Source organism: Deinococcus aerolatus, assembly GCF_014647055.1.
Classification (GTDB): Bacteria; Deinococcota; Deinococci; order Deinococcales; family Deinococcaceae; genus Deinococcus; species Deinococcus aerolatus.
On sequence record NZ_BMOL01000021.1, the window covers coordinates 1 to 14,875 of the forward strand.

The window sequence follows — 14,875 nt, forward strand, 5'->3', positions numbered from 1 at the left end:
ATCTTTCAGACTCGCCAACCCACCTGCGTGGTAGGCGTCGATGATTTTGTCCGCGCCCTGGTAGGAGTAGCGGGTGAGCGTTAAGGCCTCCTGGTTGCCCTTCCCCTCAGCCAGAAACGCGAGCAGCTGACTCCGGCGTCTCTCGACGGCGCAGGTACTGCGGCGGTAGATGCCCCAGAAGTCCTCGGCAGTGTGCTCAAAATTAACAGTTCTGATCCCCTGAGTATACCTGTTTAAACGGAATCCGTATGAAGTTCGGAGGGCCACAGGGGTGGGAGGCGGCTGATCGGGCTGGCCTCCCACTTTTCTGTGCCGGGTCTGGATTCCAGGTGGTCTGGATGCTGCGTGTGCGGAACCGGCTTTCCTCTATCCTGCCCTCCATGACTTCCCTGCGGCTGCCTGAGCGCGTGGCCCGCAAAGCGCGGGGCTACGCGGCCAAGGTGCGGCGGCTGGTGCGCAGTGTCCGGGCCAGCGACGCGCACCCGGACGACGCGTGGGCGGCGGCGCTGCTCACGCCGGGCGAGGCGCGGGTGTACCGGGGCATGGACCCGCGGGACCGTGAACACGCCTGCCGCGTGACGCTGCATCTGCTGCGCGAGCATCCGGGGGCAGACCCGCAGCTGGTGGCCGCCGCCCTGCTGCACGACTGCGGCAAGAGCGTGCGCCCGTACCGCGTGGCTGAGCGCGTGCTGGTGGGGCTGGTGCCCACGCGGCTGGCGCGGCTGCTGCCACCGTTAGGGGCGCTGGGCATCCGGGCGCGGCACCCGGAACTGGGTGCGGCCCTGCTGGTGAACGCCGGGGCCAGGGCGCGCGTGGCCGATCTGGTGGCCCTCCACCACCGCCCTGCTGCTGACCCGGACGCTGCGCTGCTGCACCACTACGACGATCAGGAGTGATCTGGCCTGCGCCATCCGCATGAATCCCACCGCGCGTTCGGGACTGGTCTGACCGCAATGCGGTTTCACGCGGCGCGGTCTAGCGGATCAGCGCCCCAACCGCAATGCGCTGATCCCGGACGTCGCGCAGCCAGAAGATCTGGCCGCTGGCGTCGCGCAGCTGCGCAATCACACGCACGTCCTCGCCCGCCGTGAAGCCGTCCGCCTCCCCGCTGCCCCACGCGCACACGCGCTCGCGGCAGGTGGAGGCCTGCGTGACGTCGTTCAGCCGCGGCGACTGCCACAGGCCCGAACCCGTCACCACGTAGAGGCCCGTGACCTTCAGGGGGCGCGGCGTGGCCAGGGGACGGCCCACGGGGCGCGCAGCAGAGGGGTTGGCCCTGACCCTCACGCGCACGATAAAGCGCTGGGTGTCCTGCCGCAGTTGCGGGGTCGCCGTGAGTCTCATCACCTGCCCGTCCAGATTCAGGGTGGTGGGCGCGCCCAGCAGGTCGCCGGCCAGAGGCGCGGGCGGCAGCGAACTGCAGCCCGACAGGCCCAGACTGCCCAGCACCACACCGGTCCAGAGCATTGCGCGGCCTCTCATGCCGCCATCTTAACCGGAGCCCAGGCTGCCTGCCGGGAGAAAAGCCTCACGTCCGGCAGGGGAGGCAGTTCCTGGCCGTCCAGCTCTACCAGCCCAGGTCCGGCGCCGTCACGACCCGGTCGGCGGGAAGGTCGCTGAACAGCGTGTAGGTGAGCGTGTAGGTGCCTGGAATCACGCGGCTCAGCAGAATGGCGTTGCCGTCCACGCGTGGCTGGACGTTCGCCAGGCTCGGCCCCTGGAACTGCAGCGGGCCGCGCACGACGGGGGTGCTGCCACCCGTGGGCAGCGGGTCGATCAGGCGGACGTTTTCCAGGGTGCTGTCCACCGTGAAGACCAGCCGGACCTGGTAGTTCTGCACGCCGCCCTCCACGCTCTTGTTCAGGCTGGCCCGCGCACCGCCCTGCACGCTGCGGGTCACATTGGCGCCGCCGGGATTCTGGACCCTGGCCGCCCCGGTGGTCCGCAGGCCGATCGGGCTCAGCACCGCCTCAGCGGTGTCGCTGCGGCACACGCGCACCGGCACCTTCAGCCGTAGCGGCTGGCCCCCGCTGAACTCGCCCGACGTTTCCAGCGGGTAGTCACTGGTCCAGCCGGTGGGCAGGTTCAGGGCCAGCCGGCCCGGCAGGCGGTACGGAAAGTCGGTGCGGGCGCTGGCGGTCAGCTGGGTCACGTCGCAGGCGTTCAGGATGTCGGGGGCGGTGATCAGGGTGACGTCGGTCAGCACCCGGTACTCGATGGTCACCTTGCCGGCCGTGCCGTCTGCAACCCGGCCCGGCAGCGGCGGCGTGAAGGTGGCGCCGGGAATGGGGGTGGGCTTGACCGGGTAGTCGCCGGGCAGCAGCGGCACGCTGGCGGGCGTGTTCAGGGTGCGTCCGGCAACCTCGAAGGGCACGCCGGTCAGCGGAATACGCTGGTCACCGTAGAGCGCCACGGCGTCGACCGTTAGCTGGCCCTCCGGGGCGCGGGCCACGAAGCGGACCTTGGTAAAGCCCGGCTGGTAGCGCACCTCGCTGGGCGAGACGATGTTGCCGGTGCCCTGCACGATGGTCGAGCTGAGCGGGACGTAGCCGGGCGGCAGCTGCGGGCGCACGGCGCTGGTGCCGACCAGCGTATAGGACGCGCCGGGAATCGGGCGGCCTTGCGGGTCCACCACATCGACAAGCAGCTGATTGTCGATCTTGGCCCCGGCCGGCGGATTGAAGCCGCCGACCCGCGCCGTGACCGGCTGATCGCCCAGCCGGAACGAGTAGCGCACCGCGTTGCTGTACTGCCGTGTGGTGGGCAGCACCCGGATGAAGATCTGCCACTCGCCCACCATTTCCGGCGTGATGGTAAAGCGGTCCACGGCGGTCTTGCCGTTGTCGCTGGGCGTCAGGTTCGCGCGTTTGTCGCCCGGCTGCAGCACGAAGGTCTCGGCCTCCTGGGAACCGTCGATGTCGTAGTTCAGCACGCTGACCGTCTTGCCCACCCAGTCGGGGGTGACGTTCAGGCGGGCGGCCAGCAGCGGCTCGGGCGTGTTGCTGCGGGCGTTGACGGTAAAGTCGCTGGTTTCCAGCGCGAACGGCGAGGCCACCCGCAGCGCGTAGGCGTTCTTGCCGTCGCCCCGGCTGTTGACCCGCAGCGTGTACGTTCCGGCGCTGAGGCCGCCTGCAAACAGGCTGTCCCAGGTGTGTTCGCGGTTCTGCCCGTAGCGCCGCTCGGCCACCGTGCCGTCAGGGCCGACCAGGGTGAAGGTGGTGTCGAAGGCCTCATTTTTCTTGTACAGCTCGTCGCCGAAGTAGCCGGCCGCGCGCCGCCCATCCACGTAATCGGCCAGATTGAAGGTGGGCGAGTAGATTTCCAGCCCCAGCGGTTTCCCGGCGTCCTGCGGCGACACGCGTACGGTGTAGCTCTCCACGTCCTGAATCCACTTTTCACCCACCGAGACCAGCGGCAGCAGGCCCCCCACCGCGCTGCCCCCCTCCCCGGTCTGGGCCACGGCGACGGGCGAGAGCAGCAGGGCGGTGAGCACACCCAGGGCGGCAGACAGACGTGGGGCGGGACGGCGGCGGGAAAAGACGTTGGGCATGACTGTGAAAAGGATACACGCCCCCCTCCCGCCGCCGCCCACCCCGCGCTACCATCGGCGCTGACATGCTCTTTGCCCGCGCCCACGCCCGCACCTCTGCCGCCGCCCTGGAAGGCAACCTCCGCGCCCTGTCGCGCCGCGCCGGGGTGCCGCTGCTGCTGCCCGTCAAGGCCGACGCCTACGGCCACGGCCTGGAAATTGTGGCGTGCGTGGCCGCCCGGCACCCCGACGTGTGGGGGCTGGCGGTGGCGACGCCGCAGGAGGCCGGAGCGTTGGCGGCCCTGAACCCCGGCAAGCCGGTGGTGTTGCTCACGCCGCCGCGTGCGGGGGAGGTGCCACTGCTGGCCGACCTGGGCGTGAGGCTGCCGGTCGCGTCGCTGGAGCAGGCCGAGGCCCTGCCGCCCCACGCCCGCGCGCACCTGAAGGTGGACACCGGCATGAACCGCCTGGGCGCACGCCCGGAGGACGCCGTGCGCGTCGGGCAGCGGCTGGCCGAGCGCGGGGTGCTGGAGGGGGCCTACACCCACTTCGCCACCGCCGACGAGCCGGATCTGGCGTTTGCCTGGCAGCAGTTCCGGCGCTTTCAGGACGTGCTGGCGCAGCTGCCGCCGGTGCTGGCCCACGCCTCGAACGGCGGCGGCATCCTGAGCCTGGGGGCGCTGCCGGGCATGCGGCTGGCCCGGCCGGGTCTGGCGTCCTACGGCTTTGCGCCGCCGCACCTGGGGGGCGTGCTGCCGCTGACCCCGGTGATGACCCTGGACGCCGAGGTCACCCACCTGCACACCGCGCTGGAGGGCGAGAGCGTCAGCTACGGCGGGTTGTGGCACGCCCCGCGCGACACGCTGCTGGCGACCGTGGGGCTGGGCTACGCCGACGGCTACCCGCGCAATGCCACCGGGCAGGCCCACGTGACCGTGGCCGGCGAGCGCCGCCCGGTGGTGGGCCGCATCTGCATGGACCAGTGCATGGTGGACGTGACCGGTTTGCCGGTGCAGGTGGGCGACACGGTGCGGTTCTGGGGGCCAGACGCCATCACTGCGGGCGACGTGGCGGGCTGGGGCGGCACCAACGAGTACGAGGTGCTGACCGGGCTGGGCGCACGCGTCGAGCGGCTGGCCGCGCCGTGAGGATGCGGGCACTGGGGATCTGGGCACTGGGGATCTGGGCACTGGGGACGCAGGCAGGGTGAATCTGCGCGGTCACCTTGCCGCCGCCGTTCAGACCCTGCGTGCGGCGGGCGTGCCCTCGCCGGACGTGGACGCACGGGCGCTGATCCTGCACGCGCTGGACCTCCCGCCCACCGCATTCCTGCTGCGCGGCCAGGAAGAGGTGGACGCAGCCGACGCGGCCCGGCTGCAAGGACTGGTCCGGCAGCGTGCGGCCCGCGTGCCGCTGCAACACCTGCTGGGCACGCTGGAGTGGGGCGGCGTGGGGCTGCGGGTGGACCGGCGGGCGCTGATTCCCAGGCCGGAAACCGAGTGGCTGCTTTCCCTGGCGCTGGCTGAGGTGAGGGCGGTGCGTGCGCCGCGTGTGGTGGACGTCGGGACCGGCACGGGGGCGCTGGCGCTGGGTTTCAGGCAGGCACGGCCGGACGCGGCGGTCCTGGGGGCAGACCTCAGTCCCGAGGCGCTGGACCTGGCGCGGGAGAATGCGGCGCTGAACGGCCTGGAGGTGGCGTTCGTGGAAAGCGACCTGCTGGCCGCCCTGCCTGGCCCCTTCGACCTGATTCTGGCGAATCTGCCGTACCTGCCCGAGGGCGACCGCGCCCACGCTGACCCGGAGGTGCGTCACGACCCCGATCTGGCGCTGTACTCCGGCCCGGACGGCCTGACGCTGGCCCGCCGGCTGGTTCTGCAGGCGCGCGCTGCCCTCGCTGACGGCGGAGTGCTGTGGCTGGAACTGGACCCCCGCAACGCCCCCACCCTCGCCGCCGAGTTGTGTGCCCAGGGCTGGGAGGCCACCCTCCACCCGGACCTGACCGGCCGGGAACGCTTCGTGCGGGCCGCGCCCATGGCCCTCACCCAGGGATGAGAGAATGCGCGCCGTATGAGCGACCCGGCCTCCGAATTCAACCCTACCGCCACGCCCCCCAAGAAAGCCCGCGCCCGCGTGCCCAAGACCGTCTGGGATCTGGTCTTCACGCTGCTGATTCCCATCATGATTCTCAGTCCCAATGTCCTGGGCAGCGGGATCAGCGTTGCCGAGCAGGTGTTTGGGGGCGGCACGGCCGGCAACGTGCGCGCCTACCTGCTGGCCGCCCTGATTCCGGTGGTCTACGTCCTGTGGGACCTGGGCGTCAACCGCAACGTCAGCCCGGTGGCCCTGATCGGCGGGGCGGGCGCGATCTTTTCCGGCGCGCTGGCCTTCTGGTACGTGGACGGTTTCTGGTACGCCATCAAGGACAGCGCGCGGTCCTACCTGACCGGCATCCTGTTCCTGATCAGCGCGGCGACGTCTGTGCCGCTGTTCCGCGTGTTTCTGGACGCCGCCAGCATTGGCGAGAAGCCCGAGGACCGCGCCGCCACGCAGCAGGCCATGCGGGACCCTGCGGTTCACCGGGGGCTGGTGCTGGGCACCGTGGTGTTCTCGGTGGTGGACCTGATTGGCGGCGTGGTCAACAGCATCGTCAACTACGCCCGCGTGACCGCCAAATTCGGCACCGACGACTTCAATGCCCAGATCGCGGCCGTCAACGCCGTGATGCGGGTGCCGGGACTGGTCATCAGTCTGGTCGGGGTGTTTGCCGCCATCTGGTTTGTGCAGCGGGCCGTCAAGGTCCGCTTCGGGCCGGAGGCCAGCCTGCTGGAGCCTGCCAAGCTGGCCGCCGCCATGCGCGAGCGCGGCGAGATGCCGGCGGAGGTCGGCGACCCCGCCTGACCACGGCTTCGCATTTTGCGGGTGCGTCAGCCGGGGTCAGGGCTGACGCACCCGCCCGTTATTTACGGCCCTGCATGGCTCACGGCTCTGCCGCGCTTTCCTGCGCGCCTGTCCGGGTATCTGGCCGGGCAGAGGCGGCCGCGTTCTCCCGTTCCTCATACACGTCCGCGTATTTCAGGCGCAGGGCCTCGGCGCTGGCGCGCGGCACCATCTCGCGGATGTCGCCGCCGTAGCTGGCGATCTCGCGGACCATGCTGCTGGACACGAAGCTCCAGCGGGTGGCCGCCATGATGAACACGGTCTCCACCTCGCCGATCTGGCGGTTCAGGTGCGCGATCTGCAACTCGTACTCGTAGTCGCTGACCGCCCGCAGCCCGCGCAGGATGATTCCCTTGTGCTCCTGCGCCATGTAGTCCACCAGCAGCCCGCCGAAGGAATCCACACCGACGTTTTCCAGATGCCCGGTGGCCGCTCGCAGGATGTCCAGCCGCTCGTCGAGCGTGAACAGGTGCCTTCCCTGCTTGCGGGCGTTGTGCATGACCGTCACGGTGACCGTGTCAAAGATGCGGCTGGCGCGGGTCAGCACGTCCATGTGCCCGCTGGTGATGGGGTCAAACGATCCGGGAAAAACGGCTTTCATTCGCCTTCCACCCTATCCGCCGCCGCGGCCCGCTGGTAGAGGGTCAGGCTGTTGCTGCCGTACTCACGGACCTCGCATGCGAAGCCGGGATGCTCCGGCAGGGCCAGCCGGTCCGGGTGCTGGCAGACCAGCAGACCGCCCGTTGCCACAATCTGGCTGGCCAGCAGCTGCGCGGTCAGTGCGGGAATATCGGCCTGGTACGGCGGGTCGCTGAACACGATGTCGAAGGTGCCCAGCCGGGGCAGCAGCTTCTGGGACTCGCCGCGCACGATCCGCACCCGCAGTTCCAGGGCGCGGGCATTTGCTTCCAGGGCCTTGACGGCGCGCGTGTCCTGCTCGATCAGCGTGACCGCGTAACCCCGGCTGGCCGCCTCCAGCCCGATGGCCCCGCTGCCGCCGTGCAGGTCGATGAAGGTGCCGGTGGGGGCGCGGGCCGCCAGCAGGTCAAACAGACTCTTGCGAACGCGTGCGCCGCTGGGCCGGGCGCTGTCCGGCACCTTCAGGCTGCGGCCCCGGGCGCTGCCGCCCAGAATCCGCAGGCTCATGCCCGCCCCCCGCTGGCTGGTGTGCTGGATGGACAGGGCAGAGACGGGAGCGGGGTCACTGTTCGGGATCCGTCAGGGCCTCGTACGCCCCAAAGCCGCCCAGGGCCCCGGCCTCCAGCAGCCAGTCGTCCTCCTGCCGGCGCGCCTGCCCGGACTGCACCAGCCGGTTGAGTTCGGCGTCCACACGCTGCGAGACGCGGCGCAGGGGCATCTCGTCCGCGTTCTCCACGCCGCGCCAGGTCAGGAAGCTCCGGTGAAAGTCGGGCAGGGCGTCCAGACCGACGCGGGTTTCCAGGACACGCCAGGACAGCAGGGGGGCATCAGCAGTCATCGTGCCCCGTTCTACCCTGCCTGGCCCGGCGGGTACAATGGCCCCATGAGCGATTCGCTGCCGCCCGACCCCAGCGCCGCGGCCGAGGCCGAGGTGGTCCGAAGCGTGCTGCCGCAGGAGCTGGAGGCGCTGGGCGGGCAGCTGGTGTGGCGGATCGGCAAGGACGAGGTCGGCGACGACGTGATCGTGCGGCTGGGCTACGCCTCGGCCACACCGCGTTTCGCGCACCTGCCCCGGCTGCGCAGTGCCAGTGACGCCGATCTGCTCTTGGCCCTGGAGGGCGGGCGCGTGGTGATCGAGTGGGTGGACTGAACGCGCCCGGTGGCCCGGTGACCCCGCTGGTGGCCCGGTGATCATCGAGGCCGGGCGGCACTTTACCCTGCAGGCCCCTGGCTCGGCCCAGGACACGCTGGCCTTCGTGCGTGATCCGATGCGCACGCTGTCGCGCCTGCACTTTCTGCGGGGGTTACGTGTGGACGGCGCCGGGGTGCGCGGCGAACTGCTGGTGCCGCTGCCGGTGCTGGGCGAGGCCGACCTGCCGTTCCTGTGCGTGCTGGCGCACACCCCCGACGGCGCGACGCTGACGCCGCAGCCCATCGCGGGTGAGCGGGCGTGGGTGGAGGTCACCGGGCAGGCCCAGGTGCTGGAGGGCGCGCAGGCGGCCGGCAGCGGCGAGACGGCAGTGGAAGTGGCCTTCAATTTTCTGTTCCGCGCCCACCTCGCCACCCCCGATGTTCAGGGCTGGGGCGGCGCGGCCTTTGAGAAGATGGTCCGCGCCGCCGCCGGGCGCACCCTGGACCGGGTCACGCGGGAGCTGCCCGAGGGCCTGCGCGAGGCGCTGGAGGCACGCTGAGCCGAGCTGGCCCGCTCTCCAAAAAGGGAGGCCGGCCACGCGGCCCGCCTCCCTCTCTGGTTCCAAAATCTGTGAACCGCTGCTTACTCCTCGGGAAAGTCCAGCGTGCGGGCGTCGCTCCACAGTCCCTCGAGGTCGTAATACTCGCGGGCTTCCTTGGTCATGATGTGGACCACGATGTTGCCGAACGACAGCAGCAGCCAGCGCTCGCTGGGGCCTTCAACGCTGGGGCGCGGCAGGCCGGCCTCCATCGCCTTGATGCGGACGTTTTCCTGGATGGCGTTGAGCTGCAACCCGGCGGTGGCGGTGCAGATCAGGAAGTACTCCAGCGTGCTGCTGACGTCCGAGAGGTCCAGCACTCGCACGTCCTCGGCGCGGCGCTCGCGGGCGGCGTCCACGATGGCGCGCAACTGGCGCTGGTCCAGCTCGTGGGCAGAGGATTTGGAGGGGGCGTTCGGTTTGGTGTTCAGGGTCATGGGGTCTCCGTGGGGGGTGGGGTGCCCGGCGTCGCGGGTGGCGCTGCTGGAACGGGTGACGGTGCGGAAAGCCGGGCATAGGGGAAAAGGGCCGCGAGGTGTTCGCGGGCGTCCACACCCAACAGAATACCCACCTCGCCCGCCTCAACCGGGAAACGCTCACCCTGCAGGCGCGGCAGGCCCAGCAGATCGGCCAGTGCGTTTGCGGCGCTGACGTCCTGGCCGGTAAAAACCTGGCTGGTCTCGCGGCTCTCGGGCACCGTGCGGACCTCCACCTGCCGGTAGCCCAGGGTGTTCAGGGCGCTCCGCACGGCGCTGCCCAGCCCCGCGCCCGTGGCGTCCATCACGCTGACCTTTACATCTGGCGTGGGTGAAGCCATGGCCGGCCGGTCTCCCCACAGTGTGTTCAGCGCTTCGCGGTTGACCGCCAGGTTGAAGCTGCCGGGGATGGTGTCGGTGGGCAGGGTGGCAAAGCTGAGCTTGAGGTTGGACAGGTAGGGCCGCAGCGCGGTCAGCAGCTCAGGGTCTGCGTTGGTGTCCACCCCGTTGCCGATGCCGCCCAGGATGGTGGGCAGGGCGGCCAGTCCGCGCGGGCTGCGCAACCTCGCCGCCAGCTGCGCCAGCGCCTGCTTCTGGTGGTCGATGCGCCCGTAATCGTCACCGAACCCCTTGCGGACGCGCAGGTACAGTACGGCCTCTCTGCCTTCCAGATGGTGTGGCCCGGCGTCCAGCTTGAAATTCACGCCGGCAGCGTTGTCCACCCACTCGATGCCGCCCTCCGGAACGGTCACGTCCAGCCCGCCCAGCGCGTCGATCACCCGCTCGACGTAATCGGTGCGGACCACCACATGGGAATCCACCCGCTCGCCCACCACCGTTTCCACGGCGCGGGTCAGCGCCTCGGGGCCGCCGGAGCCGTAGCGGCCGTTGATCTTCTGGATGCTGGGCCGCTGACCCGGATCAAACGGGCCGACATTGGTGTCGCGCGGAATGTTCAGCACCCGCACGCGCGAGCCGTCCACCTTGACCAGCATCAGCGTATCGGTGTTGGGCGGCTCCAGCGCCCCCACGGGGTTGTCCTGGTCCTTGCACGGCTGGTGGTAGTAGCAGTACACGATGTCGCGCCCGGCCAGCAGCACCGTGAACTGCGGGGCCGAGCCTGTGCCCAGCGCCAGCCCGGAGGCGCCCACGCCCTGCAGCAGCGCCAGTCCACCCAGCGTCAGGGCTGCCAGCCCAAGGCCAAAGGTCTGCAGCGCCCGCAGGCGGGCCAGGGGCCAGCGCGGGGCGCGGGGGCCAGGGGGGTTCGGGCGAGCGGCCGTCACTGGAAGGCGGACGTGGGTGCCGCGTGGCCGGAATCGCCGCTGTCCGTCAGGTGGGCGCAGCACGGCAGGGCGTGGTACGAGCGCAGCGTGCGCGGATGCACCGTGATGCCCCGGCCCTGCAGGTAGGTGACCTTGGAGATGATGGCCTTTTCCAGAGCCGCGTTCAGGTCCTGCAGCGCCAGTTCACGGATGTCTGCGTTGACGCCACGTCCAGGTTCGGACACGTCGGCGATGTACACGGCCTGCGCCACCCGGTTGTCGCCGCGTGGGCCGGTGGTGTGGTCCTCGACGGCTTCCAGCACCACCGTGTCAGCGTAGCCCCAGCGCTCCAGCAGGGCGCGGCCAGCGCGGCCGTGCAGCGCCAGCGGGTGCAGGCCGTCGATCTCGCACTCCGGCGGGGCGAGGCGCAGCAGTTCGGCGTCCGGCAGGTCGCGGGCAATGTCATGCAGAATGCCCGCCGCGTAGGCACACGCCACGTCCGCTCCGTTGGCCGCCGCGATCTGTGCGGCCAACTCGGCCACCCGCACCACATGCTCAAAGCGTCTGGGGCGGACCATCAGCCGCACCCGCTCCTCCCAGCCGGTCCAGGCTGTGGGCTGGGCATGCAGCTTCAGGACGTGGGCAATCATTGGGCCATGTGGCCGCTCCTCCACATCATTGCCACACTATACGCCGTCCGCCTGACCGACACTTGATATGGGCAACAGTTGGAAACGCTTCCGTCCCTCTCTTCCCCCCATCGCCGCTCAGGGGGTGTCGTCTGCGGGCACTGGCTCGACGGTCAGGCTGACCGTGACGTTTTCCAGGGCCTGTGCCCCGGCTGGCAGGTCCAGCCGCACTGGGGCGCTGTAGCTGCCGGGGCGGTAAGTCACCGTACCGCTGATCTCGCGCAGGCGGCCCAGCAGGTCAGGCGAGGCCACCACCCGCACGCTGCTGGGCTGGATACTGCGGGCCGTGACCTTCAGGTTGGCCGGGGGATCGTTGAGGGTCACCCGCAGGGTCTTGATCGGCAACTCGCCGGTGTCCAGGCGGCGCACCGTGACGGTGGCCGGGTTGGTCTGCACCCCCTCGATGGGCTGCCCGGCCTCGTCCAGGGCAATCAGCGGCACCTCGCGTTCGGAGGCCGCCCCCAGGTTTTCGGGGCTGCTCACCAGCCTCGAGACCCGCACGACCACCCGGCCGGGGCCGGTGACGCGGGCTTCGGCGGGCATAACCGTGTAGCGCGGCAGGCTGGCCTCGGGCGGCGTGATCACGCTGAGGGTTACCGGCAGGGTGCGGGTCAGCTGGGTGTCCACGAAGCCCTGCACCGTATCGGGCGATTTGCGGCTGACGGCAGTGCCGTTGGGCGCGGCCACGGTCACGGGCCGGGTAAAGCTGCCCTCCGGGGCGCCGGTCACGTCCACGATGGCCTCGATGTTGCCGGCCCGCAACTCGCGCAGCCGCTCGGGCCGCCCGGACAGCGTCACGCGCACCGTGGCCGGATTCAGGTCACTGGTGGCGCGGGTGCCCTCGCCCCGCCCGCCGGTGGTGTCGCGCACCGTCACCGGCACGTCGTAGCCCTGCTCCACGTTGGCCCGGCGGTCTGCCGTCGCCACAAACCACAGCGTGATCGCCACCGCCACCGCCAGCACCTTCAGGCCTAGGTTGTGGACGCTGCGCCCCAGCGCGTAGCGGGGCTCCAGCCAGCGCCGCCAGGCGGGCGGCTCCTGCAGCGGGGAGCCCGGATCGCCGCCGCTCACGTCTGCTCCTTGCGCGTTTCAGGGCGCGGTTCGGGGCGCGTTTCAGGGCGCAACTCAGCCCGCACCTCGGTCTGGGACGCCGCGTCTGCCCGGACGTCCCCGGTCTCCGGGGCACTTTTCGTTTCAGGCGTGGGCTTGACCGGCACGGCAGCGCGGCCCACCGGGTAGTCGTAGACCAGTTCGCGCAGTTGCTCGCGCAGTTCGGTGCCGTTCAGGTCCGGCCCCAGGCGGCCGCCCAGGGCAATACGCATGCTGCCGCGTTCCTCGCTGACCACCAGCACCACCGCGTCGGTCAGCTCCGAGAGCCCGATGGCCGCGCGGTGGCGGGTGCCGTAGCGGCGGTAGGTGCCGTCGGCGGGTTGCAGCGGAAACAGGCAGCCGGCCGCCACCACCCGCGCGCCCTGAAGGATGATGCCGCCGTCGTGCAGCGGGGCGTTGCGGGCAAACAGCGCCTCCAGAAACGGCACGCTGACCAGCGCGTCGATGTTCACGCCGGTCTCGGCGTACTCGCCCAGCGGTGTGCGGCGCTCGATGGCGATCAGCGCGCCGGTCTTGCGCTCGGCCAGGCGTTCCATCGCGCGGGCCAGGTCCTGCAGCGCGGCCCCGCTGGCGCTGGCATCGCGCCCACGCGGGCGGCCCACCCGCTCCAGCGCGGCGCGCAGTTCCGGCTGAAACAGGACCAGCAGCGCGAAGATGCCCACCGTGCCGGCGCGGCCCAGCAGGTAACTGAGGGTGGTCAGGCCCAGCAGCTGCGCGGCCACCCACACCCCGGCGAACACCAGAATCCCGCGCACCACATTCACGGCCCGTGTGCCGGCCACCAGCAGGTAGCCCTGGTACACCAGGAAGGCGACCACGACAATGTCCAGCACATCCTGGACACCAATCTGGCCGAACGGGGTGGTCATAAGAGGAACAGGGACTCCTTGGAGAAAACGCGGCGGGCAGGAGGGCCGGAAAAACTTCAGGGTTGCGCGCCTACTATACGGTCTGTCCGCACTTCACGCCCCCGACTCTGCCTCCGGAGGACCACCCATGAACATCCGTTTCCTAGGCCACAGCACCTTTTTGCTTCACAGCGGCGAGCACCGCCTGCTGATCGATCCCTACATCACCGGCAACCCCAGGTCGCCCGTCACGCTGGAAGAGGCCCTGACCTGGAAGCTCAGCGCCGTGCTGATCAGCCACGCGCACGGCGACCATTGGGGCGACGCGCTGGCCTTCGGCAAGGCGGGCGTGCCGCTGATCGCCACCGCCGAGATCGCGGGCTACGCCCAGAAGCACGGCGCCGCGCAGGCGGTCAGCCTGAACATCGGCGGCACCTACGCTCCCGACTGGGGCCGCCTGACCCTGACCCCCGCCTGGCACAGCAGCTCGTTTCCAGACGGCACCTACGGCGGCATGCCCACCGGACTGCTGATCGAGCTGGGCGGCAAGCGGCTCTACTTTGCCGGGGACACCTGCCTGTTTTCCGACATGCGCCTGATCGGGGACCGGGGGCTGGACGCCGCGATTCTGCCGGTGGGCGATCACTACACCATGGGCCCCGAGGAGGCCGCCCGCACGCTGGAACTGCTGCGCCCGAAGGTGGCCATTCCCATGCACTTCGGCACCTTTCCCCCGCTGACCGGTGATCCCCAGGTGTTCAAGCGGGACGGCGAGGCGCAGGGCGTGGACGTGCGGATTCTGGAGCCAGGGGAAACGACGGCCCTCTGACGGGAAGCAACGCTGAAAGAGGCTGAAGGAGAGTGACGCTGCGCGGCAGCCGGTGCGGTCTGCCGCCCGCTGCTTTACAGCTCCACCAGATGCGACTGCACGTTGATCTCCCCGTAGACCTCGGCCTGCTGCACACTGAACTCGCCCTCCTTGACGCCTTCCAGCAGGGCAGCAAAGTAGGTGGTCCGTTCATTCCAGTCCTGCGCGGGCAGGCCCCGGAAGGTGAAGTGGCGCAGCCGGGTCCCAAAGGCCCGCAGTGCCCCCAGGGCGTCGGCCAGGGTCAGGCGGTCGCGCGATAGCAGCGGCGTGTCCACCTGGCGCACGGCGTTCTGTGCGGCCCGCACCAGTTTCGCCAGGCTGCCCGCCGGGTTGCGCGCACGCTCACGGCGCGGCAGGTCCAGCGTCACGGGCCGGGCCGGAATAATGCCCTCGCGCTCGCGGCGGCGGGCCAACAGAAAGCCCACCAGCGTGTCCAGCTCGGCCAGTGCCTCCACGCCTTCCAGCAGGTCCTCCAGCGCCTCGTCGGGGGCGTCTTCCTGCCACGCTTCCGGCTCCGGCTCGGGCAGCAGCAGCCGGGCCTTCAGGGCGATCACGGTGGCCAGGGTGGGCAGCAGGTCCGGGTGCGCCCCGGCAAAACTTCCGCCGGTCAGCGCCTGTACCCAGGCCAGCACGCTGCGCGTCAGCGTGAGCAGCGCCACCTCCTGCGGCCCCACCTGCCCGGTTCGCAGCGCTGAGGCCAGTTCGGCCAGCGTGCCGCTGAAACCGGGCAGGTCCACCACGAAGCCGCTGACCGGGGTGGGGGGGGCCAGGACGGCGGCGGTCAAGG

Annotated in this window: 18 protein-coding genes; 7 read left to right on the forward strand and 11 right to left on the reverse strand. The window is 70.5% G+C overall.

The window, feature by feature from the left end:
- The first annotated feature begins 380 nt into the window (after positions 1–380).
- Positions 381–896 carry an HD domain-containing protein gene (locus tag IEY31_RS15920; protein ID WP_188973779.1) on the forward strand — a complete coding sequence of 172 codons (516 nt, stop codon included), beginning with the start codon at positions 381–383 and terminating at the stop codon, positions 894–896.
- A gap of 79 nt (positions 897–975) precedes the next feature.
- Here IEY31_RS15920 and IEY31_RS15925 read toward each other — a convergent pair whose 3' ends face one another.
- Positions 976–1,482 carry a hypothetical protein gene (locus IEY31_RS15925; protein ID WP_229723713.1) on the reverse strand — a complete coding sequence of 169 codons (507 nt, stop codon included), beginning with the start codon at positions 1,480–1,482 and terminating at the stop codon, positions 976–978.
- A gap of 85 nt (positions 1,483–1,567) precedes the next feature.
- On the reverse strand, positions 1,568–3,550 hold the full coding sequence (locus tag IEY31_RS15930; protein WP_188973781.1) for a hypothetical protein: 1,983 nt from the start codon (positions 3,548–3,550) through the stop codon (positions 1,568–1,570).
- A 65-nt stretch (positions 3,551–3,615) separates the two neighbouring features.
- On the opposite strand from IEY31_RS15930, the gene alr reads away from it, so the two are divergent.
- The 3 genes from alr to IEY31_RS15945 are packed head-to-tail and all read left to right on the forward strand — an operon-like array spanning position 3,616 to position 6,427.
- Positions 3,616–4,677: an alanine racemase gene (gene alr, locus IEY31_RS15935; protein WP_188973783.1), complete on the forward strand. Its 1,062-nt coding sequence runs from the start codon at positions 3,616–3,618 to the stop codon at positions 4,675–4,677.
- Positions 4,678–4,735: 58 nt separating this feature from the next.
- The gene (gene prmC / locus IEY31_RS15940; protein WP_188973785.1) at positions 4,736–5,581 is read left to right on the forward strand and encodes a peptide chain release factor N(5)-glutamine methyltransferase; all 846 of its coding nucleotides are present in this window, start codon (positions 4,736–4,738) and stop codon (positions 5,579–5,581) included.
- A 15-nt stretch (positions 5,582–5,596) separates the two neighbouring features.
- Positions 5,597–6,427, forward strand: coding sequence for a VC0807 family protein (locus IEY31_RS15945; RefSeq protein WP_188973787.1), 831 nt, complete (start codon positions 5,597–5,599; stop codon positions 6,425–6,427).
- A 79-nt stretch (positions 6,428–6,506) separates the two neighbouring features.
- Here IEY31_RS15945 and coaD read toward each other — a convergent pair whose 3' ends face one another.
- Genes coaD through IEY31_RS15960 form a run of 3 tightly spaced genes read right to left on the reverse strand, consistent with a single transcriptional unit; the run spans position 6,507 to position 7,943 of the window.
- The gene (coaD, locus tag IEY31_RS15950) at positions 6,507–7,067 is read right to left on the reverse strand and encodes a pantetheine-phosphate adenylyltransferase (RefSeq protein WP_188973789.1); all 561 of its coding nucleotides are present in this window, start codon (positions 7,065–7,067) and stop codon (positions 6,507–6,509) included.
- Positions 7,064–7,612: an RsmD family RNA methyltransferase gene (locus IEY31_RS15955; RefSeq protein WP_188973791.1), complete on the reverse strand. Its 549-nt coding sequence runs from the start codon at positions 7,610–7,612 to the stop codon at positions 7,064–7,066. Before IEY31_RS15955 ends, coaD begins: the two co-directional genes overlap by 4 nt.
- A gap of 55 nt (positions 7,613–7,667) precedes the next feature.
- Positions 7,668–7,943: a hypothetical protein gene (locus IEY31_RS15960; RefSeq protein ID WP_188973793.1), complete on the reverse strand. Its 276-nt coding sequence runs from the start codon at positions 7,941–7,943 to the stop codon at positions 7,668–7,670.
- A 45-nt stretch (positions 7,944–7,988) separates the two neighbouring features.
- Here IEY31_RS15960 and IEY31_RS15965 point away from each other — a divergent pair, with 45 nt between their 5' ends.
- Positions 7,989–8,255: a DUF3248 domain-containing protein gene (locus IEY31_RS15965; RefSeq protein ID WP_188973794.1), complete on the forward strand. Its 267-nt coding sequence runs from the start codon at positions 7,989–7,991 to the stop codon at positions 8,253–8,255.
- A gap of 37 nt (positions 8,256–8,292) precedes the next feature.
- The gene (locus tag IEY31_RS15970) at positions 8,293–8,796 is read left to right on the forward strand and encodes a DUF3809 domain-containing protein (RefSeq protein WP_188973796.1); all 504 of its coding nucleotides are present in this window, start codon (positions 8,293–8,295) and stop codon (positions 8,794–8,796) included.
- Positions 8,797–8,879: 83 nt separating this feature from the next.
- Here IEY31_RS15970 and rsfS read toward each other — a convergent pair whose 3' ends face one another.
- The 5 genes from rsfS to cdaA all read right to left on the reverse strand — a co-directional run bounded on the left by rsfS (position 8,880) and on the right by cdaA (position 13,241).
- Positions 8,880–9,272 carry a ribosome silencing factor gene (rsfS, locus tag IEY31_RS15975; protein WP_188973798.1) on the reverse strand — a complete coding sequence of 131 codons (393 nt, stop codon included), beginning with the start codon at positions 9,270–9,272 and terminating at the stop codon, positions 8,880–8,882.
- A complete protein-coding gene (locus IEY31_RS15980) occupies positions 9,269–10,594 on the reverse strand; it encodes an LCP family protein (RefSeq protein WP_188973800.1) in 1,326 nt (441 codons plus the stop codon). Before IEY31_RS15980 ends, rsfS begins: the two co-directional genes overlap by 4 nt.
- Complete coding sequence (yqeK, locus tag IEY31_RS15985; RefSeq protein WP_229723714.1) at positions 10,591–11,223, reverse strand: bis(5'-nucleosyl)-tetraphosphatase (symmetrical) YqeK; 633 nt, start codon at positions 11,221–11,223, stop codon at positions 10,591–10,593. Before yqeK ends, IEY31_RS15980 begins: the two co-directional genes overlap by 4 nt.
- A 117-nt stretch (positions 11,224–11,340) precedes the next feature.
- Positions 11,341–12,333: a CdaR family protein gene (locus IEY31_RS15990; protein WP_188973802.1), complete on the reverse strand. Its 993-nt coding sequence runs from the start codon at positions 12,331–12,333 to the stop codon at positions 11,341–11,343.
- Positions 12,330–13,241 carry a diadenylate cyclase CdaA gene (cdaA, locus tag IEY31_RS15995; protein WP_229723715.1) on the reverse strand — a complete coding sequence of 304 codons (912 nt, stop codon included), beginning with the start codon at positions 13,239–13,241 and terminating at the stop codon, positions 12,330–12,332. The genes IEY31_RS15990 and cdaA overlap by 4 nt, the downstream gene beginning before the upstream one ends.
- Before the next feature lie 127 nt (positions 13,242–13,368).
- On the opposite strand from cdaA, the gene IEY31_RS16000 reads away from it, so the two are divergent.
- A complete protein-coding gene (locus IEY31_RS16000; RefSeq protein WP_188973804.1) occupies positions 13,369–14,049 on the forward strand; it encodes a metal-dependent hydrolase in 681 nt (226 codons plus the stop codon).
- Between the two features lie 74 nt (positions 14,050–14,123).
- Here IEY31_RS16000 and IEY31_RS16005 read toward each other — a convergent pair whose 3' ends face one another.
- A complete protein-coding gene (locus IEY31_RS16005) occupies positions 14,124–14,873 on the reverse strand; it encodes a segregation and condensation protein A (protein WP_229723716.1) in 750 nt (249 codons plus the stop codon).
- Positions 14,874–14,875: the final 2 nt, after the last annotated feature.